This window comes from Pelagibacterium sp. (assembly GCF_035555455.1).
Lineage (GTDB): Bacteria > Pseudomonadota > Alphaproteobacteria > Rhizobiales > Devosiaceae > Pelagibacterium.
Genome location: NZ_DATMGM010000041.1, coordinates 15,212 through 38,571, shown reverse-complemented (window position 1 = coordinate 38,571; position 23,360 = coordinate 15,212). Strand labels below are relative to the sequence as shown.

Here is a 23,360-nt window from a genome sequence, read left to right as displayed (position 1 = left end):
TTTTTCCGCCTGCCAACAGGCGCTTAAAGCAACTGGCAAGCGGATGACACTCGTGTCACACTGGTCGGTCCGAGGGGCGACAGACGTGAGTCATGGATTACAATATGGTGCAAAAGCCGTTCGTTTACGATGCTCCCACGCCCCAGCCCCGGGCCAGCGATGCCGAAACGCTGCGCAATGAAATCGTCGAAAAGCTGACCTATGCGGTGGGCAAGGACCCGATCATTGCCCGCGATACCGATTGGCTGACCGCCACCATCCTCACGGTCCGGGACCGGGTGATCGATCAGTGGATGGAATCGACGCGCGATACGTGGCGCACCTCGAAAAAGCGCGTCTATTACCTCAGTCTCGAATTCCTCATTGGCCGCCTGATGCGGGACGCCATGTCCAATCTGGGTCTGATGGAGACGATGCGCGAGGCGCTGGCCGGGTTCAACGTCGATATCGACGAATTGATCGAACGCGAACCCGACGCCGCGTTGGGCAATGGCGGGCTGGGGCGGCTGGCCGCGTGTTTCCTGGAATCGATGTCCACTCTCAAGGTCCCGGCCTACGGCTACGGCATCCGCTATGTGCACGGGCTGTTCCGGCAGGAGATGAGCGACGGCTGGCAGGTGGAGTTGCCCGAGACCTGGCTCAACCACGGCAATCCGTGGGAGTTCGAGCGTCGGGAAAGCTCATATGAAATCGGCTTTGGCGGCACTGTCGAGCCGCGCTCGCAACCCGATGGCACCGTGCGGCAGGTCTGGCACCCCGCCGAACATCTCAATGCGGTGGCGTTCGATACGCCGGTGGTCGGCTGGCGCGGGGCGCGGGTCAACACGTTGCGGTTGTGGAGCGCCCAGGCCATCGACCCGATCCTGCTCGACCGGTTCAATTCGGGCGACCACATCGGCGCGCTTGAGGAAAGCGCCCGGGCCGGGGCCATCACCCGCGTGCTCTATCCCGCCGATTCCACGCCCGCCGGGCAGGAATTGCGCCTGCGGCAGGAGTTCTTTTTTTCCTCGGCCTCATTGCAGGATATCGTGCGGCGGCATTTGCAGCAGTTTGGCGATCTGCGCAGCCTTCCCGACAAGGTCGCCATCCAGCTCAATGATACCCATCCGGCCATTTCCATCGCCGAAATGATGCGCATTCTGATGGATGTGCAGGGTCTTGGCTGGAAACAGGCCTGGTCGCTCACCCGCCGCACCTTTGCCTATACCAACCACACCCTGCTGCCCGAGGCGCTGGAGACCTGGCCTGTCTCCCTCTTGGAAAGATTGCTGCCGCGCCAGATGCAGATCGCCTATGCGATCAACGCCATGGTTCTGGAGGAAGCGCGGGCGAAAAATCTGGGCGACGATGCGATCAAGGCGATTTCCCTGATCGACGAAAACGGGGGCAGGCGACTGCGCATGGGGCAGTTGGCTTTTGTCGGCTCGCATTCGATCAACGGGGTTTCGGCGCTGCATACCGAACTGATGAAAGAGACGGTGTTTGCCGATCTCAACCGTCTCTATCCGGGCCGCATCAACAACAAGACCAACGGGGTCACGCCGCGCCGCTGGCTGATGCAGTGCAATCCCGGGCTCACCGGCCTGATCGGCGATAGTATCGGGCTGGGGTTCGAGGACGATATCGAACAGCTCATCCGCCTCGACCCTTATGCACAGGATCAGGGCTTTCAGGACCGGTTCGCGGCGGTCAAGCGCCAGAACAAGGAGCGGCTGGCCGCCCTGATCCTCGATCGCACCGGCATCGAGGTTGCCCCCGATGCCCTGTTCGATGTCCAGATCAAGCGCATTCACGAATACAAGCGGCAATTGCTCAATGTCATGGAGGCGGTGGCGCGTTACAATTTGATCCGTGCCCACCCCGAAAGGCCATGGGTTCCCCGGGTCAAGATTTTCGCGGGCAAGGCCGCCCCCAGCTACTGGAACGCCAAGCTGGTCATCAAACTGGTCAATGACGTGGCCCGCGTCATCAACAATGATCCGGCGGTGCGCGGGCTTTTGAAGGTGGTGTTCCTGCCCAATTACAACGTGTCGCTGGCCGAAACCATCATCCCCGCCGCCGATCTGTCCGAGCAGATTTCCACCGCAGGCATGGAAGCCTCGGGGACCGGCAATATGAAGTTCGGCCTCAACGGGGCCATCACCATCGGCACTATGGATGGGGCCAATGTGGAAATGCGCGAACGGCTGGGGCCGGAAAACATATTCATCTTCGGCATGAGCGCCGCGGAAGTTGAGGCCACTCGCATCGACAACCGCTCGCCGCGCGAGACCATCGAAGCCCATCAGCCGCTGCGCGAGGTGGTGGACGCGATCGCGGCAGGGGTATTCTCCCCCGACGACCGCAGCCGGTATCGCGGGCTGATGGAAGGGCTTTACGATCATGACTGGTTCATGGTCGCCCGCGATTTCGAGGACTATTGCCGGGCGCAGGAGCAGGTCGATGCCTGCTGGTCCGACCGCTCCCAATGGAACGCCATGGCCATCCGCAATACGGCGCGCATGGCGTGGTTCTCCTCGGATCGGACAATCCGCGAATATGCCGACGAAATCTGGAACGCAACGCATGTCTGATCAACGGGGCTTGCGTCGGGAAACAATTGTTGTCCTGATGGGCGCATAAGGGGGACGGGAATTGGCAAGGCAGGCTGGCTGGCAGACCGACACCGAACAGGTGACCCGCATCGCCGAGGGCGTGCATGACGATCCGTTCGCGGTCCTGGGCCTGCACCGCAGCGGCGACCGCTGGATCGCGCGGGCGCTGGTTCCCCATGCCGAAACCCTCGAAGCGCATACGTTGGACGGCAAGGCCCTTGGCCGGCTTGAACCGCGCGGCGAGGGGTTCTTTGAAGGCGAGGTCGCGTTGGATACGCGCCAGCCCATCGCCTATAGCGCCGCCAATTCGGGCGGGGAGTGGGACCTGATCGACCCCTATTCCTTCGGTCCGGTTCTCGGGCCGATGGATGACTATTACATCGGCGAAGGCTCGCATCTGCGCCTGTTCGACAAGCTCGGCGCGCATTTCATGACGTTCGAGGGTGTCGAGGGCACCCATTTCGCCGTCTGGGCCCCCAATGCGAGGCGGGTCAGCGTGGTCGGCCCGTTCAATGCGTGGGACGGACGCCGCCACCCCATGCGGCGGCGCACTGATACCGGCATCTGGGAAGTGTTCCTTCCCGATATCCGCCCCGGTGCCCAGTACAAATACGAGATCATCGGCGCGGACGGCACCTTGCTGCCGCTCAAGGCCGACCCGTTCGCCCAGCAATCGGAACTGCGCCCGCAGACCTCCTCGGTGGTCGCCGATCCGACCCCGTTCGAATGGACCGACGCTGCCTATATGGAGGCGCGCAAGGCCCGCGATCACCGCCGCGAGCCGATGACCATCTACGAGGTGCATCTGGGGTCATGGCGCCGCCGCCCCGATGGCGGGTTCCTCAGTTACGATCAGCTTGCCGAGCAACTGGTGCCCTATGTCGCCGATATGGGGTTTACCCATATCGAGCTGCTCCCGGTTTCCGAGCATCCGTATGACCCGAGCTGGGGCTATCAGCCCACCGGGCTCTATGCGCCCACCGCGCGGTTTGGCGATCCGCGTGGCTTCGCCCGCTTTGTGGATGCGGCCCATGCGGCGGGGCTTGGGGTGATCATCGACTGGGTCCCGGCCCATTTCCCCACCGACGCCCACGGCCTCGCCCGCTTCGATGGCACCGCGCTTTACGAGCACGCCGATCCGCGCCTTGGCCATCATCCGGACTGGGACACGGCGATCTACAATTTCGGGCGCAGGGAGGTGTCGGCTTTTCTCACCAACAACGCGCTGTACTGGCTGGAGAAATTCCATATCGACGGCCTGCGCGTGGATGCGGTGAGCTCCATCCTCTATCTCGATTATTCACGCCGCCCCGGCGAATGGGTGCCCAACAAGTTCGGCGGCAACCACAACATCGAGGGCATCGCCTTCCTGCAACGGGTGAACGCGGAGACCTACCGCCAGCATCCCGGCACCTTCACCGCCGCCGAAGAATCCACAAGCTGGCCCGGGGTCAGCGCGCCCACCCATGCCCAGGGGCTGGGGTTTGGCTTCAAGTGGAACATGGGATTCATGAACGACACCCTGCGCTATATGCAGCGCGATCCGGTGCACCGGCGCTTCCACCACAATGACGTGACGTTCGGCCTGCTCTACGCCTTTTCCGAGAATTTCACCCTGCCGTTCAGCCATGATGAGGTGGTGCACGGCAAGGGCTCGCTGCTCGGCAAGATGCCCGGCGACGAATGGCAGAAATTTGCCAATCTACGGGCGCTTTATGCGTTCATCTGGGGCTATCCGGGCAAGAAGCTGTTGTTCATGGGGCAGGAATTCGCCCAGCGCAGCGAATGGAGCGAAGCCCAGGCGCTGGATTGGTTCGTGCTCGATGAACCCGCCCATGAGGGCGTCCGCCGACTCGTTTCCGACCTCAACGTGGTCTATCGCGACCTGCCGGCGCTCCATGCGCGCGATTGCGAGCCCGAAGGGTTCGAGTGGATCATCGCCAACGATCAGGTCAATTCGGTGTTTGCCTGGGTGCGCAAGGCGCCCGGTGTGCCGCCGGTGGTGGTGATCGCCAATTTCACCCCCACGCCTCATGATACCTACCGCCTGCCCATGCCCGCCGCCGGGCGCTGGATCGAGCGCATCAACACCGATGCGCTGTGGTATTCGGGCACCAATATGGGCAATCAGGGGGTTGTGGTCGCCACGCAAGGCAATGAATTCGGTTACCCGGCCACGGCAGAAATCGTCCTGCCGCCGCTCTCGACACTCATCCTGCAATTCGAGCCCGAGGAGGTTCCGCCCGACACATAAAGCGGCCAAAAACAAATTCGTCTGCACAAAAGGCGTTAAAGGAGAGGACCATGTCTGAGAGGATCAACCCGGCACCGCTGGCGCGAGATGCCGTGGCATATGTTCTTGCGGGGGGGCGGGGTACGCGGCTGATGGAATTGACCGACCGGCGCGCCAAACCGGCGGTCTATTTCGGCGGCAAGTCGCGCATCATCGATTTTGCCCTCTCCAATGCCATCAATTCCGGCATCCGCCGCATTTCCGTCGCTACCCAGTATCAGGCCCACAGCCTGATCCGGCACCTGCAACGGGGCTGGAGCTTCCTGCGCACCGAGCGCAACGAAAGCTTCGATATCCTTCCGGCCAGCCAGCGGGTCAAAGAGGACATGTGGTACGCCGGCACCGCCGATGCGGTCTATCAGAACATCGACATCATCGAGGATTATCATGCCCGCTACATTGTCGTTCTGGCGGGGGATCACATCTACAAGATGGATTACGAGATCATGCTGCGCCAGCATGTCGATACCGGGGCCGACGTGACCGTGGGGTGCCTTGAAGTGCCCACCGCAGAGGCGTCCGCCTTTGGCGTCATGCATGTGGACGGGCGCGACCGTATCGTCGATTTTTTCGAAAAGCCCGCCGATCCGCCCTCGATCCCTGACAAGCCGGGCATGTCGCTGGCCTCGATGGGCATCTATGTGTTCCGCACCGAGTTCCTGATGGACCAGTTGCGCCGCGATGCCGCCACCGAAGGGTCGAGCCGCGATTTCGGCAAGGATATCATCCCCTATATCGTTAAGAACGGCACCGCCTGGGCGCACAGGTTCCCGCGGTCCTGTGTGCGCTCCGAGCACGAGGACGTCTCGTACTGGCGCGATGTGGGCACCATCGATGCCTATTGGGAAGCCAATATCGATCTGACCGACATCACCCCCCAGCTCGATCTTTATGACCGCGAATGGCCGATCTGGACCCATGCGGAGATCACCCCGCCGGCCAAATTCGTCCATGACATCGACGGGCGGCGCGGACATGCGATTTCTTCACTGGTTTCGGGCGATTGTATTGTGTCGGGAGCGGAACTGCGCAACGCGTTGCTGTTCACCGGCGTCCGGGTCAATTCCTATTCCGAACTGACCGGGGCGGTGATCCTGCCCCATTGCATGATTGGGCGGGCAGTGAGACTGAACAAGGTGGTGGTCGATGCGAGAGTGGATATTCCCGAGGGCATGGTGGTGGGCGAGGACCCGGATTTCGACGCAAAATGGTTCCACAGAACGGAGAACGGCGTGACCCTCATCACCCAGCCCATGATCAACCGCTATCTCGCCTCGCGTTAGGGCCGAGACTCTAATGGACGTACTATCAGTCGCCTCTGAAATTTATCCGTTGGTCAAGACCGGCGGGCTGGCCGACGTCGCCGGTGCGCTGCCGCTCGCTTTGGCCGGGCACGGGGTCGCCATGCACACGCTGGTGCCCGGTTATCCGCAGGTCATGGGAGCGGTTACAGACGGGCGCGTCGTCGCCCGGTTCGCCGATCTGTTCGGCGGCCCGGCCGCATTGGTGGCGGCCCGGGTCGATGGCCTCGATCTGTTCGTCCTCGATGCCGACCATCTTTATGATCGCGGCGGCGGCATCTATGTCGATCAGGGCGGCATGGACTGGGCCGACAACTGGAAGCGGTTCGGCGCGCTGTCGCAGGTGGCGGCGCATCTGGGGGCGGGGCTGGTCGAAGGCTATCAGCCCTCGGTCATCCATGCCCATGACTGGCAGGCGGCGCTGGCGGCGGCCTATGTGGCGTTCGGCAGCGCGCCGCGTGCTAAAGTGGTGGTTACGGTTCACAACATCGCCTTCCAGGGGAAGTTCGGGGCCGAAATCTTCCCCCATCTGGGCCTGCCCGATGCCGCCTTCGACGTGAACGGGGTCGAGTATTACGGCGGGGTCGGGTTTCTCAAGGGCGGCTTGCGATGCGCCGATGCGATCACCACCGTCAGCCCCACCTATGCGCTGGAAATCCGGACACCCGAATTCGGCATGGGGCTGGAGGGGCTGCTCAACGAACGCAGCCCCGATCTCTATGGCATTCTCAACGGGATCGACGGGGTTGCGTGGAATCCGCGGGCCGATCCCAACCTTGCCGCAAACTATTCCGCCACCACCCTGGGCAAGCGCCGCAGTAATCGCGAGGCGCTGGCGGCGCGGTTCGGGCTCGACCCGTCCGATGGTCCGCTGTTTGCGCTGGTGTCACGCCTCACCTGGCAGAAGGGCATCGATATTGTTGCCGATAATGTCGATTGGCTGGTGTCGTTAGGCGGGCAACTGGTGGTTCTTGGGTCGGGCGATGCCCATCTGGAAGCCGCGATGGAACAGGCCGCTGCGCGCCATCCGGGCCGGGTCGGGTTCATCGGCGGGTATGACGAGGCGCTTTCGCATCTGATTCAGGGCGGGGCGGATGTCGTTCTGGTGCCCTCGCGGTTCGAGCCGTGCGGCCTCACCCAACTCTATGCACTGCGCTACGGCGCGGTGCCGCTGGTCAGCCGGGTGGGCGGACTTGCCGATACCATTGTCGATGCCAATGAGGCCGCGATCGAGGCGGGAGCCGCCACCGGTATTCAGTTTTCCCCCGTCGATGGCCCCGTGCTGGGCGCCGCTATTGCCCGGGCGGTCGCGCTTTATCAGCACAAGGCAAATTGGTCGCGCCTCCAGCGCCGCGGCATGAAGACCGACGTGTCGTGGACCGCGAGCGCCGGCAAATATGCCGCCCTCTATCGCGACCTTCTCGGGCGCTGAAAATGACCCTGCCTTTCCGCCTTCTTTCTGTTCTTCTCCCCCGGTGGGAGAAGGTGGCCGCGAAGCGGTCGGATGAGGGGTGGGCGGAGCAGGTTATCGTCGCCCACGCCAGAGAATTTTCACATCACCGCCCTAGTGCTGTCCGCTCCTCCGTCCACTTCCTGTCATCCCGGGCGAAGACCCGGGATCCAGTAACCGGCGGAATTGGCGATCCACCCTCATCGCTTCCGCATACTGGAACCCGGCTCAGGGCCGGGATGACTCGCTGGGAATTTTTCCTGCTCTGCGCACCCCTCACCCCCGTTCCCTCTCCCTCATGGGGAGAGGCGGGCTCACTTTGCAAGTGTTCGCGTTGGACCCTGCGCTCCACCAAGCCCCCCTTCTCCCCCGGTGGGAGAAGGTGCCCCGAAGGGGCGGATGAGGGGGGCCACAGGCGAACACCACAAAGACAAGCGCCGGATACGGAGTTCGGACAATGACAATAAAAACAATCCCCACCACCCCCTATGACGACCAGAAGCCGGGCACGTCGGGGCTGCGCAAGCGGGTCGCCCATTTCCAGCAGCCCCATTATGTCGAAAATTTCATCCAGTCGCTGTTCGACAGCCTGCCCGGCAAGGGCGGCCAGACCCTGGTGATCGGCGGCGATGGCCGGTATTTCAACGATATTGTCATCCAGATCGCCATTCGGATGGCTGCTGCCAACGGGTTCGGTCGGGTGATGGTCGGGCAGGGGGGCATCTTGTCCACTCCCGGCGCGTCGCACATCATTCGCCACTACGGCGCGTTCGGTGGCATTGTGCTGTCGGCCAGCCATAATCCCGGCGGACCGAACGGCGATTTCGGCATCAAGTACAATGCCTCCAATGGCGGACCGGCACCCGAAAGGATCACCGATGCCGCCTATGCCCGCTCGAAGGTGATTGATCGCTACAAGACCGTCGATGCCCCCGACATCGACCTGTCGCGGCTTGGCGTGCACGATGTGGCGGGCATGAGCGTCGAGGTGATCGATCCGGTCGCTGATTACGCGGCGCTGATGGAGACGCTGTTTGATTTCGATGCCATCGCCGCCATGTTCCGCTCCGGCTTTTCCATGCGGTTCGACGCCATGCACGCGGTCAACGGCCCCTATGCCGTTGCAATCCTCGAAAAGCGGCTCGGCGCGCCAAGGGGCACCGTGGTCAACGGCGTTCCGCTGCCCGATTTCGGCGGCGGTCATCCCGATCCCAATCTGGTCCACGCCAAGGGTCTTTATGACCTGATGATGGGGCCGGACGCCCCCGATTTCGGGGCGGCGACCGACGGGGACGGCGATCGCAACCTCATCATTGGCCGCAACCGCTTCGTCACGCCCTCGGATTCGCTGGCCATGCTCGCCGCCAATGCGCATCTGGCACCGGGATACGCGCGCGGGCTGGCGGGGATTGCCCGCTCCATGCCTACCAGCGCCGCCGCCGATCGCGTCGCCCAGCATCTGGGCATCGAAATGCACGAGACCCCAACGGGCTGGAAATTCTTCGGCAATCTGCTCGATGCCGGGCGGGTCACCTTGTGCGGCGAAGAGAGCGCGGGCACCGGGTCTGACCATGTGCGCGAGAAAGACGGATTGTGGGCCGTCCTGCTGTGGCTCAACATTCTCGCCGTCCGCAAGCAGAGTGTCGATGAGATCGTGCGCGCGCACTGGGCGCAGTTTGGCCGCAACTACTATTCCCGCCACGACTACGAAGAGATCGACACCGCTGTTGCCACCGCCCTGATGGATGATCTGCGCGCCAGCCTGCCGGGTCTTCTGGCCGATGGGCTAGGCGGGCGCGAGGTGATCCTCGCCGATGATTTCGCCTATACCGATCCGGTCGATGGCTCGGTGACCAGCGGGCAGGGCATCCGCATCGGCTTTTCCGATGGATCACGCATTGTTTTCCGCTTGTCCGGAACCGGAACGGTCGGCGCGACTTTACGGGTCTATATCGAGCGGTATGAGCCTGCCGGTGGCGCCCATGAGCGGGACACGCAGGAGGCTCTGGCCGATCTCATTGCCCTGGCCGATACCGCCGCCGGCATCACATCACGCACCGGTCGGGACGCACCCTCGGTCATTACATAACGGAATCCCAGCATGGACGCGAAAAGACCTGCTCCCGCCTCGCCGCCTCTCGGAGCGACGGTGACCGAAAACGGAGTGCGCTTTTCCGTCTATAGTGAGACGGCGGACGCCCTTTGGGTGTGCCTGTTCAACGAACAGGACGAAGAGACCGATCGCATCGCGCTGGACAAGGGGGAGGGGGCGGTCTGGTCGGCCCATGTTGACGGCCTTGCCGCAGGTGCCAGCTATGGCCTGCGCGCCGATGGCCGGTTCGATCCGGCGCAGGGCTATTATTTCGATCCCAACAAGCTGCTGGTCGACCCTTACGCCAAGCGTATCGACCGCACCTTCGTGCGCAGCCCCCGGCTGCGCCTGCCGCGCTCGGAGTCGGTCGATACCGCCCCGATCGTCCCCAAGGCGCTGGTGCATGAGCCGTTCGGAGACACCGGCTTTCAGCCCGACACGGCCCGTCCCAATCTGATCTATGAGCTCAACGTCCGCCCCTTCACCATGCGGCATCCCTCGGTGCAGGGCCCGCTGCGCGGCACGGTTGCGGGCATGACCACCGGTTTCGTGGTCGATCACCTCAAACATCTGGGCGTCGATGTGGTCGAGCTCATGCCCGTGGCCGGGTGGATCGACGACGGCCATCTTCCGGCGCTCGGGCTCACCAATGTGTGGGGCTATAACCCCATCACCTATTTCGCCACCGATCCGCGCATCATCCCGCGCGGCCCGCAATCGCTGCGCCATCTGGTGGAAACCTATCGCGAGGCGGGCATCCGGGTGGTGCTCGATGTGGTTTATAACCACACCGGCGAGGGGGATTCCCAAGGTCCGGTCGTCTCCATGAAGGGCCTCGATGCGCGCACCTATTACCGTCATGTGGAGGTGGATGGGCAACTCCATCTGGTCAACGACGCGGGCACGGGCAACACGCTGGCCTGCGATCATCCGGCGGTGCAGAACCTCGTTATCGACAGCCTGCGCTATTGGGTCACCGAGTTCGGCATTGCCGGGTTCCGCTTCGATCTGGCCACTGTGCTGGGCCGCTCGCTCGACGGGTTCTCGCCCAACGCCGTCCTGCTCGACCGCATCCGTTCCGATGATATCCTCAAAGACTGCCTGCTGATCGCCGAACCCTGGGATCCGGGGCCGGGCGGCTATCAGGTCGGGCAGTTCGGCGAGCCGTTCCTGGAATGGAACGATCGCTACCGCGACGATATCCGAAAATTCTGGAAGGGCGAGGCCGGCACCATGGGCGGGCTGGCCGGGCGGCTTGCCGGCTCGGCGGACCTCTTTGACCATGACGGGCGAGAGCCCTCCGCCAGCGTCAATTTCCTCGCCGCCCATGATGGGTTCACCCTTGCCGATCTGGTGTCCTACGAACACAAGCACAACGAGGCCAATGGCGAAGACAACCGCGACGGGCATGGTGCCAATTATTCGTGGAACAACGGGGCGGAAGGGCCGAGCGAGGATGCCGCCATCCTCACTGCGCGCCGCAATGATGTGCGGGCGCTGCTCGCCACGCTGTTCGTCTCCCACGGCACGCCCATGCTCACTGCGGGTGATGAGTTCGGGCGCAGCCAGGGCGGCAACAACAACGCCTACGCCCAGGACAATGACATCACCTGGCTCGACTGGGAAAACGCCGATGGCGATCTGGTCAATTACGTCGCGGCGCTGAGCGAAATCCGCCGCAACCATCCGGCCCTGCGCAGCGATCGATTCCTCTCGGGCAAGGAGCAGGACGGGGTTCGGGACGTGGTGTGGTTGCGCCCCGACGGACAGGAAATGAGCGAGGGGGACTGGAACGCGCCGGACGCCTCGGTGCTGGGCATGTTCCTGCACGAAGCGGGTGAAATCCTTCTGGTCTGGCTCAATCGCCTGCGCGAGCCGGTGGGCGTGACCCTGCCTCCCGACCAGCACGATACTCTCACCATCGCGCTGGTTTCAGCCATCGATGCCGAGGTGGCGATCGCCGATGGCGGCCTCGTATTACCCCCGCGCAGTGTGGTGGTCCTAACCCGCGATAGCGACAAGTCTTAACAATCCGATAAGCAAAGGTTAACCGTCCGGTTAATGGGCGGGCAACCCTTTCATCAATGCGGCGTTGGTCATGCGGTAGGTGGCCACCTTCCATGTGGGGCGTCGAATGCGCAGCATTCGGGCGCCCGTTTTGCAACCTGCGTTTTCAGCAAAGGCGGAGCCGCATTTGCGGTCGAAGACGCGACTGACTGGTCCGGTTTCCCGGGCCTGTGATGCATTGCATGGAGGCAATAATGCATAAACTGATCGGAATTTCCGCCACGGCACTCATGGTGGCGTGTCTTGCCACAACCCCGGCATCTGCCCAGTTGGGCGGACTGCTCGGCATCAATACCGACAATGGCCTTGAGCTCAACGTTCTCAACGATACGGCCAAGGTGCGCCTCGGTGGCAGCGGCCGCAACATCGTCGATGCCGATGTGGGCAATGGCATTGTCCGCGCCGATGTCAACGCCAATGACGGCATCAATGCCAATGCGGGCGTTCTGCGCGACACGGTCGACGCCAATGTCAGCGTCGGCGGCAGCCGCGGTCTGATCGATGCCGATGTCAATGTCGGAGGTCGTCGCGGGGGCGGCGATAATGGCGGCGGCAACAACGGGGGCGGCAACAACGGTGGTGGCAATAACGGCGGTGGTAACAACGGCGGCGGCAACAATGGCGGTGGCGTCATCGGCGGCGGCGGGGGCGGCGGCACCCAGACAGCCGGCCTGGGCGGCGGGTTCACCTGCATGGGTGAAGGCTCGCCGATCTTCAATCAGCTTTCGAGCATAAACTATTCGGCCAACACCGTGTCGCGCTGGGCCAATGCCTCAAACGTGCAGTTCATCCCCATTTCGGTCTGCCCCGGCCTGGATGGCCAGCTCGGCTCGGGCCTTCTCGCCTATGTCGCGCCCTCGGTCCCGGCGTTGCAGATGGCGCTGGCAGGCTCGCGCTATTCGGCCAGCAACATCGTGGGCATCATCCATTCCGGTTCGACGCTCCACGTCTATGTGAACTAAAGCAAAGACTTTGAGCTCCTGTTTTGAGTCCATAAAAACAGGAGCTCTCATCCAACCTGTCCGGCAGCAAAAGGCATCATCCCCTTTGCTGCCGGATCATCGAGCGCTCAGCGCTTCTGGGTCAGGCTCATCCCGGCGATGATCATGGCCACGCCCACCACGCTGGTAACGATATTGTCCTGCGCGCCCCGCACCAGGTCGAGCAGCACGCCCGACACCATCTGGCCGCCGATCACCAGCATGGCGGTGTTGACCGCACCGATCCGGGCGATCAGCCAACTGCCTGAGGCGACAAAGATTACGCCCATGGTGCCGCCCAGATAGGCATGCCAGGGCGCGTCCAATGCGCCCTGTGGCCAAAGTCCGCCCAGCGCCAGCCCGAGCACGGTGAGCACGGCAAGTCCGACGATATGGTTCCAGAACGAAGCGGTCAGCGCTGAAGTCGAGAGCGACAGCCGCCCGTTGATCTGCCGCGAGAGCGACACCAGCACCCCGGCGAGAAGGGCATAGAGGATGGCGAGGGTCATCGTCTCACCCCTGTCCGAAGATGATGATCATCGAACCGGCAAAGATCAGCGCCAGTGCTGAGAAATCGCGCAGGCCCGGGATGCGCACCTGCATGCCCAGAAGCCCCCAGCGGTCGGCGGCAAGCGAGAATAGCACCTGTCCGGCCAGCCCGAGCGCAAGCGTTCCCGATAGGGCCAGGGCGGTGTTGACCGTATGCGATGTCAGCATCACCGTCACCGCGCCCGATACGCCGCCCAGATAGGCCCAGAGCGGCGCGCGGGGTTTTTGCGGTGTGTCGGTCTTTCCATCGTCCCGGCTGGCGAGGCGCAGGACGCCGAGAAAGATCAGGGCGGCCACTGTACCGGTGCCGTGGGCGACCCAGGATGAATAGAATGGCCCGGCATGCAACGCGACAAGGCCGTTGAAATCTACCATCAGGGTCAAGAGCCCGCCACTGGCAAAGGCCAGCAGTAGGTGGAACGGGGCAGGGCGGGTCAAAGCGGGCATGGCAAATCCGGACTTTCCTCACAAGGGTCGTCACCATTGTTACGGCAACTGCCGCCCCGGGGATACGCTGTCCCGTGGTTCCATTGTCGAGTTGCAACAGCGCCTGACCCATGGCCATATGCGGACGAGGAGATAACTATGTCGCATTCGCACCAGATCGTTGGGGGTGGCCCCAAAAAGGTCCTGTACACCCTTCAGACCGTCGCTCGCATGGGTGTCGGCAAGGCCGCCAAGGCTCTGACCGCCAAGAACACCTGCAAGGCGTGTGCCTATGGCATGGGCGGGCAGATGGGCGGCATGACCAATGAGCTGGGCGAGTTTCCGTCAGTCTGCAACAAGAGCGTGCAGGCGCAATCGACTGACATCCAGCCCGCCATTCCCCATGCAATCTTCGAGCACCCGCTCAGCGATCTCAAGGAACTGACCGGCCGCGAGATCGAGCATCTGGGGCGGCTGGGCGATCCTGTGTATAAACCCGCCGGCTCGGATCGCTATCGGGTCGTCGATTGGGATTGGGCGCTTGCTCACGCCGCCAGCCGTCTGCTGGCCACGACGCCGGACCGGACGTTTTTTTATTCCTCCGGCCGCTCGTCCAACGAGGCCGGGTTCATCTTCCAGTTGCTTGCCCGCGTGTTCGGCACCAACAACGTCAACAACTGTTCGTATTACTGCCATCAGGCGACCAGCGAGGGTTTGGCCTCCACCATCGGCAGCGGCACCGCGACGGTGGAGTTGGCCGACCTCAAGGGCGCCGACATGATCTTTGTGATCGGGGCGAACCCGTCATCCAACCATCCGCGCTTCATTCATATGCTCAAGCACTGTCGCGACCGGGGCGGGGAGGTGATCGTCATCAATCCGGCCAAGGAGCCGGGGCTGGTCAAGTTCGCGGTTCCCAAATCGCCCGGCTCGATGCTGCGCGGTGGCGATGAGATCGCTTCCGACTATCTCCAGCCCAAAATCGGGTCCGATGTGGCGCTGTTTCTGGCCCTCTCCAAGGCGGTTCTGGAGCTGGGTCTGGAGGACACAAAGTTCATTTCTGATTATTGTGCCAATTGGGATCTGATGAAGGCACAACTCCATACATTTCCTTATCAATATTTGGAGCAGTTGACCGGCATTTCCGAGGCCGATGTCAAGCGCGTCGCCCGCAAATATGGCGCGGCAAAAAACGTGGTTTTCGCTTGGGGCATGGGGATGACCCATCATGTCCATGGCGTTGAAAATGTTGAGTCAATTGCCAATCTTGCCCTGCTGCGCGGCATGGTGGGGCGTCCCAATGCGGGCCTTTTGCCCCTGCGCGGTCACTCCAATGTACAGGGGATCGGCACCATCGGCGTCAAGCCGGTCCTCGCCGAGGATGTGATGGCGGAAATGGAGCGGCACTTCTCCATTTCTCTCAGTCGTACCAATGGGTTAGACACCATGGCCTGCCTCCACGCCGCTCATCGGGGTGACATGGATGCCGCCGTCATCATGGGGGGCAATCTCTACGCCGCATCCCCCGACACCGCCTGGGCGGAGCGTTCTCTTAACTCCATAGGATTCAAGCTCTTTTTGACCACGACGCTCAATCTTGGGCACGTCCACGGACACGATGACAGCGAGAGCCTGATCCTTCCTGTCACGGCCCGCGACGAGGAATGGGAGCCGACCACCCAGGAATCCATGTTCAATTTCATACGGTTATCGGATGGGGGCATCAATCGTCTCGCCAATGTGCGACCCGAGAGCGTGATCCTCACCGACCTCGCCGCCCGCATTCTTCCTGATTGCCCGATCGACTTCAAAACCTTCGGCAAGCACACGGAAGTCCGCAAGGCGATTGCAGAAATTGTCCCTGGACTCAACGGGTTGGCCGATATCGACGTGGCGAAGCGCGAATTCCACATCGCCAATCGCATCCTGCATGAACCGCAGTTTCAGACCCCGGATGGCAAGGCCCATTTCCGCGCCTTCCCGCCCCCCGAGCCGGTGCGGGCCCCCGACGGCAAAAAAGGCCTGACCCTGGCCACCATCCGCTCGGAAGGTCAATTCAATACAATCGTTTACGAGGAAACCGACAGCTATCGCAAGAAGGCCCCGCGCTGGTCGGTTCTGCTCAATGAGCGAGATATGGACGAATTGGGCATTGCTGAGGGCGATCTGGTCGATATCGCGTCGGAACAGGGAAAGATGCGTAAACTCAAGGCGTTGAGTTTTGATATCCCCCGTGGGTCCGCGCTGGCGTATTATCCTGAGGCGAATGTTCTGGTCGGCACACAAATCGATCCGCGATCGAAAACGCCAGCATTCAAATCGGTCCCGGTGTGGATCGAAATGCCCACCGACGCCTGATTTCGGATTTTTGCTGCTTTCGATCTGCGTATTTTTCCCACCATGGGTGATTCTTGAAACATCACTTATGGTGTGTTTAAATGCAATCTACATAGTTTGAGGGTCATTGTTGATGATTACGGCGGCACAATTGCGGGCTGCGCGCGCGCTTTTAGGCATGGACCAGAAAAAGCTGGCCCAACTTGCCGGCGTTTCCGTCCCTACCATCCAGCGCATGGAAGCCAGCCAGGGCAATGTCCGCGGTGTGGTCGAAAGCCTGACCCGTGTCATCGATGCACTGGACGGTGCCGGGGTCGAGCTCATTGCTGACAACAGCCCAAGCGCCGGTCAAGGGCGGGGCGTGCGCCTCAAGGACCCGGAAAAAAGCAGGATTTAGAGAGACTTACGCGACGACAACCGCCGCGTTGATCAGCAGCGGAATTTGACAATTGAGCACCAGGACACCTCCCACCGCACCGAGTTACGCCGAACTGTTCACGCCTAAACTCGTCACCGTTTTGCGCGAAGGGTATGGGATCGGCAACTTCCGTTCGGATGTGATCGCCGGTCTCACCGTGGCCATTGTCGCGCTGCCGCTCTCGATGGCCATCGCCATCGCGTCCGGCGCATCGCCAGCGCAGGGCCTCTATGCTGCGATCATCGGCGGCTTCATCGTCTCGGCGCTCGGCGGCAGCCGCTTCCAGATCGGCGGCCCGGCAGGGGCGTTCATCGTCCTCGTGGCCGCAACCGCCCAGACTCACGGCATGGACGGGCTCATTCTGGCGGTGCTCCTGTCCGGCCTGATGCTGATTGCCATCGGGCTGCTGCGATTGGGCACCTATATCAAATTCATCCCCTATCCGGTGACCGTGGGCTTTACCGCGGGCATCGCCGTCATCATTTTCTCCAGTCAGATCAAGGACCTGCTGGGGCTCCAGCTTGATGTTCCCGAGCCCGGCCCGTTGCTCGAAAAGCTGCCGGTGATCTGGACTGGCCTGCCCAGTTTCACGCTATCCGCCGTCGCTATTTCGGCGATAACGATCCTGGTTATCGTCGGTGTGACGCGTTTTCGCCCTCACTGGCCGGGCATGCTGATCGCGGTTGCCGGCACCTCGATTCTGGCAACGCTTATGGGGCTCGATGTCGAAACCATCGGCACGGCCTTTGGTGGAATTCCCAACAGTCTGCCCGCTCCGGTTTTGCCCGCATTCAATCTGGACAAGGTTGTGGCCGTCCTGCCCCATGCGGTCGCCTTCACCCTGTTGGGGTCGATCGAATCGCTGCTTTCGGCGGTGGTTGCCGATGGCATGACCGGGCGCCGTCACCGGTCCAATTGCGAGTTGGTGGCGCAGGGCGTCGCCAATATCGGGTCGGGCCTGTTTGGCGGCATCTGTGTCACCGGCACCATCGCCCGCACCGCAACCAATGTGCGCGCCGGGGCGCATGGCCCGGTTGCCGGGATGCTCCACGCCTTGTTTTTGCTGGCATTTATCTTGGTGGCAGCGCCGCTCGCGAGCTATATCCCGCTGGCCAGCCTTGCCGGTGTCCTGGCGGTCGTTGCGTGGAACATGATTGAAAAACAAGCCTTTGCCACGCTGCTGCGCGCCTCGAAAGGCGATGCTGCGGTGTTGTTGGCGACATTCCTTCTGACCATTTTCCGCGATCTGACCGAAGCGATCGTCGTGGGGTTCGCGCTGGGATCGGTGTTGTTCATCCACCGCATGTCACTTACCACCGCCGTCGCCCGCTACAGCCCTCTCGTAGCCGAGGATCAGGCCGATACCGCCGAAGGTGACCGAGTGCCCTATGACGAGGCATCAACGAACGATCCCGATATTGCGGTCTATCGGATTTCGGGAGCGCTGTTTTTTGGCGCGGCATCGTCGATCGGGTCGGTGCTTGATCAGATCGTGAGCACCCATCGCACGTTTGTGGTGGATTTCTCAGATGTGCCGTTTCTGGATTCTACCGGCGCCAACACGCTGGAATCCATGGCGCGCAAGGCGCAGCGCCGGGGTGTAGAGGTCGTTCTGACCGGCACGACATCACGGATGCGCGCGGACCTGCATCTCCACGGGCTCAAGCCGCCGCTTGTATCGTATTTGCCCACCATCGACAGCGCTCTGGCCGAGGCGCAAAAGCCCAAGGGCCTGCAGACCGTCCCGGCCTGACAGGTCAATGTCAGGCGAGACGCCGTTGCACGGCGTCGAGCGTTGGCCTACATACGGCGCCAACGGACTCTTTCCATTTTTGTTTTTCCATGAGGCTGTCGCTCTATGGCGCGTCAATTCATCTATCACATGCATGGCATGTCGAAGGCCTATTCGGGCGGCAAGAAGGTGCTCGATAACGTCAACCTCTCGTTCTACCCCGACGCCAAGATCGGCGTTCTGGGCCCGAACGGGGCCGGTAAATCGACTCTGCTCAAGATCATGGCCGGCATCGACACCGAGTTCACCGGCGAGGCCTGGGCAGCGGATGGCGCCACGGTCGGCTACCTGCCGCAGGAGCCCAAGCTCGACGAACAGCTCGACGTCAAGGGCAACGTCATGATCGGGGTGAAGGAAAAACAGGCCGTCCTCGATCGCTACAACGAACTGATGATGAACTATTCGGACGAAACCGCCGATGAAGCCGCCAAGCTTCAGGACCGGATCGATGCAGAGGACCTCTGGGATCTCGATTCCAGAGTCGAAATGGCTATGGAAGCCTTGCGCTGCCCGCCGGGCAGCGAGGGTGTGGCCAACCTGTCGGGTGGTGAACTCCGTCGCGTGGCGCTGTGTCAGTTGCTGCTCAGCCAGCCTGATCTGCTACTGCTGGACGAGCCGACCAACCACCTCGACGCCGAGACCACTGCGTGGCTGGAAAAGCACCTGCGCGAATATCCCGGTGCCGTGCTCATCATCACGCACGACCGCTACTTCCTCGACAATGTGACCGGTTGGATTCTCGAACTCGACCGCGGGCGGAGCATTCCCTACGAGGGCAATTACACCGCCTATCTCGATGCCAAGGCCAAGCGCCTGCGGCAGGAAAAGAGTGAAGATGCGGCGCGGGCCAAGGTCTTGGATCGCGAAAGGGAGTGGCTGGGGCAATCCCCCCAGGCGCGTCAAACCAAGTCGAAAGCGCGTATCCGGGCCTATGACGAACTGGTCAAGGTCAACGAAGCGCGGACGCAGTCGTCGAGCGCCCAGATCATCATTCCTCCCGGGGAGCGGTTGGGCCAGAACGTCATCGATGCGGAAAACCTGCGCAAGGGCTTTGGCAATCGCCTCTTGATCGATGATCTGTCGTTCAGCCTGCCGCCCGGTGGTATCGTTGGTGTGATCGGGCCGAACGGCGCGGGTAAGTCGACCCTGTTCAAGATGATCACCGGCCAGGAACAGCCCGATGGCGGTTCGATTACGGTGGGAGAGACGGTGCAACTGGGCTATGTCGATCAGAGCCGCGATACGCTCGATCCGAAAAAGAGTGTGTGGGAAGAAATTTCCGACGGCAACGACATCATCCGTCTGGGCAAGCGCGAGGTGAACTCTCGCGCCTATACGTCCTCGTTCAACTTCAAGGGCGGCGATCAGCAGCAGCCGGTAGGTACGCTTTCAGGCGGTCAGCGGAACCGTGTGCACCTGGCCAAGATGCTCAAATCGGGTGCCAACGTTCTGCTGCTTGACGAACCGACCAACGATCTGGACACGGAAACCCTGGCGGCGCTCGAAGAGGCGCTGGAAGAATTCGCCGGTTGCGCTGTTATCATTTCGCACGACCGCATGTTCCTCGACCGTCTCGCGACCCACATTCTGGCGTTCGAAGGCGACAGCCACGTGGAGTGGTTCGAGGGCAACTTCCAGGACTATGAGGCGGACAAGATCCGTAGGCTTGGTCAGGATGCGGTCAACCCAAGACGGGTGACCTACAAGCCGCTGACACGATAAGCTACTGAAAGCGCTTATTGAGAAACCGGGCGTAATGTCCGGTTTCTCTGTTTTTACACAGGGTAGGTCGATGGTCGTTCCGTTCGTTTTGCCGGTTGATGACACGGAGTTTGCGGGTCTGGAGGCCGGGGAAGGCATACCTGTCGTCTTTCTCCACGCGGGCGTTTGTGACAGCCGGATGTGGGCCGCGCAGATCGCTGCTGTAGCCGAAGCGGGATTTTGGGGCGTTGCCTACGACCGGCGTGGCTATGGTGAAACCACAACAGTGGATGAAGGGTTTTCGCATCTCGAAGACCTTGAGATCGTTTTGGAAGACCTGGGCATTCACGCCGCGATCTTCGTCGGCGCGTCGCTGGGCGGCGCTTTGGCGATCGACTTTGCGTTGGCCTATCCCGAGCGCGTTGCCGGGCTGGTGCTGGTCGCCACCTCAATCAGCGGCGCCAAGGTCGCCGACCTGCCGCCGGACATCATGCAAATCGCCAATGCCATGGAAGCCGTTGAGGAAAGCGGCGATCTGGACGCGATCAACGCGGTCGATACCCATGCCTGGCTTGACGGTCCCTTATCGGAGAGCGGGCGGGTGACGGGCGAGGTGCGGGCGCTGTTTCAGGCGATGAACGGGAATATCTTGCGTAAACCTGAGCTTACGCGCGAGGACAGGCCGCCATCGGTGGTCGATAAGGTCGGCGAGATCGATACCCCCGCGCTGCTGATTGTCGGCGATCTTGATTTCCCCCATATCGTCGCCCGGCACGAAGACCTCTCGGAAGAGATGGATAACGCCTTTGGTGCAGTAATCGAAGGCACGGCCCATCTTCCAGGGTTGGAGCGGCCCGACCTGTTCAACCCGCTACTGCTGGAATTTCTGTCCATGCTGACCGGGACTGAGGAGGAGGAAGCATAGACGCCGAGGCGTCTATGCTGGTGTCGGAGAATAGCCGGGGCTAGAGTGTGCATTTGCTGTGTGCTCTTGAGGCTTCCCCATGACATCGATCGAAGGCGCTCCTGCCGTCAGCGGCGCGCGGTCTCCACGGCCTACAGGGCCGGATGACAATGTGCGTCTCGGCGTGACTGCCGCCCTCGTGACGTATTTCCTGTGGGGCATATTACCCATCTTTTTCAAGATGATAGAACATGTCGATCCGGTGGGCGTCGTGGCCAATCGGATTGTATGTTCACTGCTGTTCGTCGGCGCCATCATCTGGTTTCGCAAGCAGTTCGGCGAAGTCAAAGTGGCGCTGCGGGACCGGCGCACGGTTCTGGCCATGTGCGTTTCGGCCGTGCTGATCGCGGTGAACTGGCTGGTGTTTGTCTGGGCCGTGGCCAACCAGCACGTGCTTGAGGTGAGCTTTGGCTACTTCATCAACCCGCTGGTCAGTGTTGCCATTGGACTGCTTCTGCTCTCGGAACGGCTGACGCGGACGCAGGCGCTGGCCATCGGTATCGCCGGGGTTGCGATTGCCATTCAGGCGATCGGTCTGGGCAGCATCCCGTGGATTTCCCTCGCGCTGGCCTTCAGCTTTGCTTTTTACGGCTATGTGCGCAAAACGGTGAATGTGGGTTCGGCGGCGGGGCTGGCGATCGAAACGATCGTACTGTTTCCGATCAGCGTTGCCTATATTTTCTACCTGCTGGCCGGGCCCATCCCCGATTTCTATGCCGATCCGATGACCACGTTCCTGCTGATCCTGACCGGGCCGCTGACCGCGATCCCCCTGGTGCTGTTCGCGTTTGCCGCGCGGCAATTGAAGCTCTCCACCATCGGGATGTTCCAGTATATCGCGCCGTCGATGCAGTTCCTGACGGCTGTGTTTGTGTTCGGTGAGGAGCTTTCGACGGCGCGTCTCGCCAGTTTCGGACTGATCTGGGTCTCGCTCATCGTCTTCACCTATGGTTCGTGGAAGAACCGGCCTCTTAAGCCGGCATAGCGCCGCGCAGATCGGGGCAAAGGTCTTGCCGGCTCGCCGAAGCCCGGTCTTGATCATCGGTAAATCCCAGTTATCGCCTTTTAATTAAATCGAGCGGGCCGCATTCAGGCCGGGGAAATGGAGATTCGGGCAGGGTAAGGCACATGGCGGATATATCGCCGAGGAGACCAGAATGACCGAAGCAGGTGAAGGCTTGAGGGCGTTTGCGAATTTCAGGGTTTTGAATGGTGAGGCCGACGAGGGCGAGCGCGATCACCTGATCCGCAATCTGGCGCAACTGTTCTCCTATGTCTCCGACCGGTGCGATGACGAGCAGGTCGCCCAGTATGACGAAGTGCTGTGCCAACTCGCCGATATCGTTGAAACGGAAGCGCGGGCACATGTTGCAAAACTGATGGCGCCGCTGGAGCGCGCGCCGGGGTCGGTTGTGCTCAAATTGGCCAACGACGTGATCGAGGTTGCGGCCGACCTGCTGGAATTCTCCAATGTGCTGACCGATGACGACCTGATCGAAATTGCCCAGCATCAGAGTGAAGATCACCGGGTCGCCATTGCGAGCCGCAAGGGGCTGACGGGCCGGGTGGGTGAGGCAATCGCGGTCTATGGAGCCGAACCCTCGATTGTCCGTCTGTTGCGCAACGAGCAGGCGGTCATCAGCCATCGGGCTGTGGAAAAGATCGCCGAGCGGGTGCAGGAAAACGAGGACTTTGCCCGGATGCTGCGCGAGCGCAGAGATATCGACTGGGCCGAGGTGCGTGCCGAAATTTCCGATCTCGGAGCGAAGGCTCTGGAAGAGACCGGGCTGTTGCCGCGTTCTGAGGAGACACCGATCACGGCACGGGTCCAGGCCGTTGTCTATAACCGGATCAAGAATCAGGCGGGCTTTTCGGCGCAGGAATGGAAGCTGGCCTGGAACCAGGTGAAAGCGCTGGCAGACCGCCGCCGTTTTGATCTCAAGGCACTGCACAGATTTACCCGCTTTGGCTATGGCCACCATACGGCGGCGGGGATGACCATGCTGCTGGAAGTCCGTCCGGAAATCGTCGTCAAATGGCTTGCCATGCAGGACTATGTCGCCTTCACGGTGGCAGCGCGCGCGATCGGGCTGGATGCCGATCTGTTCGAGGCGGTGGTGGCGGTCTTGCCCTGGCGCGACATGCCCAGTCCTTCCGATATCACCAATGTGCGTTCGCGCTACGAAGCCTTGAGCGAGGATGAAGCGGCGGGCATATTCGAGTTGTGGCGCTCGCACGCCTTCCGGCGGCGCAGCGAAGTGGCGGTTGCCTGATCACCCAACGGGCAAGAAGCGAGATAGAGTATCGCTGCGTTGTCGCGCAAGCATTCCAAGCTGCTTGACAAAAAGACATAAAGATATCTTTATGTGCCGTGCAATCACGAGGTTGCGGAACGG

At 61.8% G+C, this 23,360-nt stretch carries 16 protein-coding genes; 14 read left to right on the top strand and 2 right to left on the bottom strand.

Annotated features, from left to right (window positions below):
- Positions 1-92: 92 nt before the first annotated feature.
- The 7 genes from VNS12_RS07690 (at position 93) to VNS12_RS07660 (ending at position 12,759) form a co-directional block, all read left to right on the top strand.
- On the top strand, positions 93-2,573 hold the full coding sequence (locus VNS12_RS07690) for a glycogen/starch/alpha-glucan phosphorylase (protein ID WP_325487243.1): 2,481 nt from the start codon (positions 93-95) through the stop codon (positions 2,571-2,573).
- A gap of 61 nt (positions 2,574-2,634) precedes the next feature.
- Positions 2,635-4,848: a 1,4-alpha-glucan branching protein GlgB gene (gene glgB, locus VNS12_RS07685; protein WP_325487242.1), complete on the top strand. Its 2,214-nt coding sequence runs from the start codon at positions 2,635-2,637 to the stop codon at positions 4,846-4,848.
- Between the two features lie 50 nt (positions 4,849-4,898).
- Complete coding sequence (glgC, locus tag VNS12_RS07680; protein ID WP_325487241.1) at positions 4,899-6,170, top strand: glucose-1-phosphate adenylyltransferase; 1,272 nt, start codon at positions 4,899-4,901, stop codon at positions 6,168-6,170.
- A gap of 13 nt (positions 6,171-6,183) precedes the next feature.
- Positions 6,184-7,620, top strand: a complete 1,437-nt coding sequence (gene glgA / locus VNS12_RS07675) for a glycogen synthase GlgA (RefSeq protein WP_325487240.1) — start codon at positions 6,184-6,186, stop codon at positions 7,618-7,620.
- A 475-nt stretch (positions 7,621-8,095) separates the two neighbouring features.
- Positions 8,096-9,727 (top strand): alpha-D-glucose phosphate-specific phosphoglucomutase, encoded by a 1,632-nt coding sequence (locus VNS12_RS07670; RefSeq protein ID WP_325487239.1) that lies wholly within the window; start codon positions 8,096-8,098, stop codon positions 9,725-9,727.
- A gap of 12 nt (positions 9,728-9,739) precedes the next feature.
- Complete coding sequence (glgX, locus tag VNS12_RS07665) at positions 9,740-11,758, top strand: glycogen debranching protein GlgX (RefSeq protein ID WP_325487238.1); 2,019 nt, start codon at positions 9,740-9,742, stop codon at positions 11,756-11,758.
- 233 nt (positions 11,759-11,991) lie between these two features.
- Complete coding sequence (locus VNS12_RS07660) at positions 11,992-12,759, top strand: hypothetical protein (RefSeq protein ID WP_325487237.1); 768 nt, start codon at positions 11,992-11,994, stop codon at positions 12,757-12,759.
- A 107-nt stretch (positions 12,760-12,866) separates the two neighbouring features.
- Here the strand turns inward: VNS12_RS07660 and VNS12_RS07655 are convergent, their stop codons facing one another.
- Both VNS12_RS07655 and VNS12_RS07650 read right to left on the bottom strand, forming a co-directional pair.
- Positions 12,867-13,286: a DMT family transporter gene (locus VNS12_RS07655; RefSeq protein WP_325487236.1), complete on the bottom strand. Its 420-nt coding sequence runs from the start codon at positions 13,284-13,286 to the stop codon at positions 12,867-12,869.
- Positions 13,287-13,290: 4 nt separating this feature from the next.
- Positions 13,291-13,773, bottom strand: a complete 483-nt coding sequence (locus VNS12_RS07650; protein WP_325487235.1) for a DMT family transporter — start codon at positions 13,771-13,773, stop codon at positions 13,291-13,293.
- Positions 13,774-13,911: 138 nt separating this feature from the next.
- Here VNS12_RS07650 and VNS12_RS07645 point away from each other — a divergent pair, with 138 nt between their 5' ends.
- From VNS12_RS07645 to VNS12_RS07615, 7 genes are all read left to right on the top strand, one after another.
- Complete coding sequence (locus VNS12_RS07645; protein ID WP_325487234.1) at positions 13,912-16,110, top strand: FdhF/YdeP family oxidoreductase; 2,199 nt, start codon at positions 13,912-13,914, stop codon at positions 16,108-16,110.
- Between the two features lie 112 nt (positions 16,111-16,222).
- Positions 16,223-16,486: a helix-turn-helix domain-containing protein gene (locus VNS12_RS07640; RefSeq protein ID WP_325487233.1), complete on the top strand. Its 264-nt coding sequence runs from the start codon at positions 16,223-16,225 to the stop codon at positions 16,484-16,486.
- A 52-nt stretch (positions 16,487-16,538) separates the two neighbouring features.
- Positions 16,539-18,260 (top strand): SulP family inorganic anion transporter, encoded by a 1,722-nt coding sequence (locus VNS12_RS07635; RefSeq protein ID WP_325487232.1) that lies wholly within the window; start codon positions 16,539-16,541, stop codon positions 18,258-18,260.
- 105 nt (positions 18,261-18,365) lie between these two features.
- Positions 18,366-20,021, top strand: a complete 1,656-nt coding sequence (gene ettA / locus VNS12_RS07630; RefSeq protein ID WP_325487231.1) for an energy-dependent translational throttle protein EttA — start codon at positions 18,366-18,368, stop codon at positions 20,019-20,021.
- A 70-nt stretch (positions 20,022-20,091) separates the two neighbouring features.
- Positions 20,092-20,925, top strand: a complete 834-nt coding sequence (locus VNS12_RS07625) for an alpha/beta fold hydrolase (RefSeq protein WP_325487230.1) — start codon at positions 20,092-20,094, stop codon at positions 20,923-20,925.
- A 79-nt stretch (positions 20,926-21,004) separates the two neighbouring features.
- Positions 21,005-21,949 carry an EamA family transporter RarD gene (gene rarD / locus VNS12_RS07620; RefSeq protein WP_325487229.1) on the top strand — a complete coding sequence of 315 codons (945 nt, stop codon included), beginning with the start codon at positions 21,005-21,007 and terminating at the stop codon, positions 21,947-21,949.
- A 172-nt stretch (positions 21,950-22,121) separates the two neighbouring features.
- A complete protein-coding gene (locus tag VNS12_RS07615; RefSeq protein ID WP_325487228.1) occupies positions 22,122-23,237 on the top strand; it encodes a DUF2336 domain-containing protein in 1,116 nt (371 codons plus the stop codon).
- The last annotated feature ends 123 nt before the right edge of the window (positions 23,238-23,360 follow it).

Coding starts and splice junctions, on each gene's coding strand:
- VNS12_RS07690 (WP_325487243.1), top strand. CDS start 93: ATGGATTACAATATGGTGCAAAAGCCGTTCGTTTACGATGCTCCCACG.
- glgA (WP_325487240.1), top strand. CDS start 6,184: ATGGACGTACTATCAGTCGCCTCTGAAATTTATCCGTTGGTCAAGACC.
- VNS12_RS07625 (WP_325487230.1), top strand. CDS start 20,092: ATGGTCGTTCCGTTCGTTTTGCCGGTTGATGACACGGAGTTTGCGGGT.
- VNS12_RS07670 (WP_325487239.1), top strand. CDS start 8,096: ATGACAATAAAAACAATCCCCACCACCCCCTATGACGACCAGAAGCCG.
- ettA (WP_325487231.1), top strand. CDS start 18,366: ATGGCGCGTCAATTCATCTATCACATGCATGGCATGTCGAAGGCCTAT.
- VNS12_RS07640 (WP_325487233.1), top strand. CDS start 16,223: ATGATTACGGCGGCACAATTGCGGGCTGCGCGCGCGCTTTTAGGCATG.
- glgX (WP_325487238.1), top strand. CDS start 9,740: ATGGACGCGAAAAGACCTGCTCCCGCCTCGCCGCCTCTCGGAGCGACG.
- glgC (WP_325487241.1), top strand. CDS start 4,899: ATGTCTGAGAGGATCAACCCGGCACCGCTGGCGCGAGATGCCGTGGCA.
- VNS12_RS07650 (WP_325487235.1), bottom strand. CDS start 13,773: ATGCCCGCTTTGACCCGCCCTGCCCCGTTCCACCTACTGCTGGCCTTT.
- rarD (WP_325487229.1), top strand. CDS start 21,005: ATGACATCGATCGAAGGCGCTCCTGCCGTCAGCGGCGCGCGGTCTCCA.
- VNS12_RS07655 (WP_325487236.1), bottom strand. CDS start 13,286: ATGACCCTCGCCATCCTCTATGCCCTTCTCGCCGGGGTGCTGGTGTCG.
- VNS12_RS07645 (WP_325487234.1), top strand. CDS start 13,912: ATGTCGCATTCGCACCAGATCGTTGGGGGTGGCCCCAAAAAGGTCCTG.
- VNS12_RS07615 (WP_325487228.1), top strand. CDS start 22,122: ATGACCGAAGCAGGTGAAGGCTTGAGGGCGTTTGCGAATTTCAGGGTT.
- VNS12_RS07660 (WP_325487237.1), top strand. CDS start 11,992: ATGCATAAACTGATCGGAATTTCCGCCACGGCACTCATGGTGGCGTGT.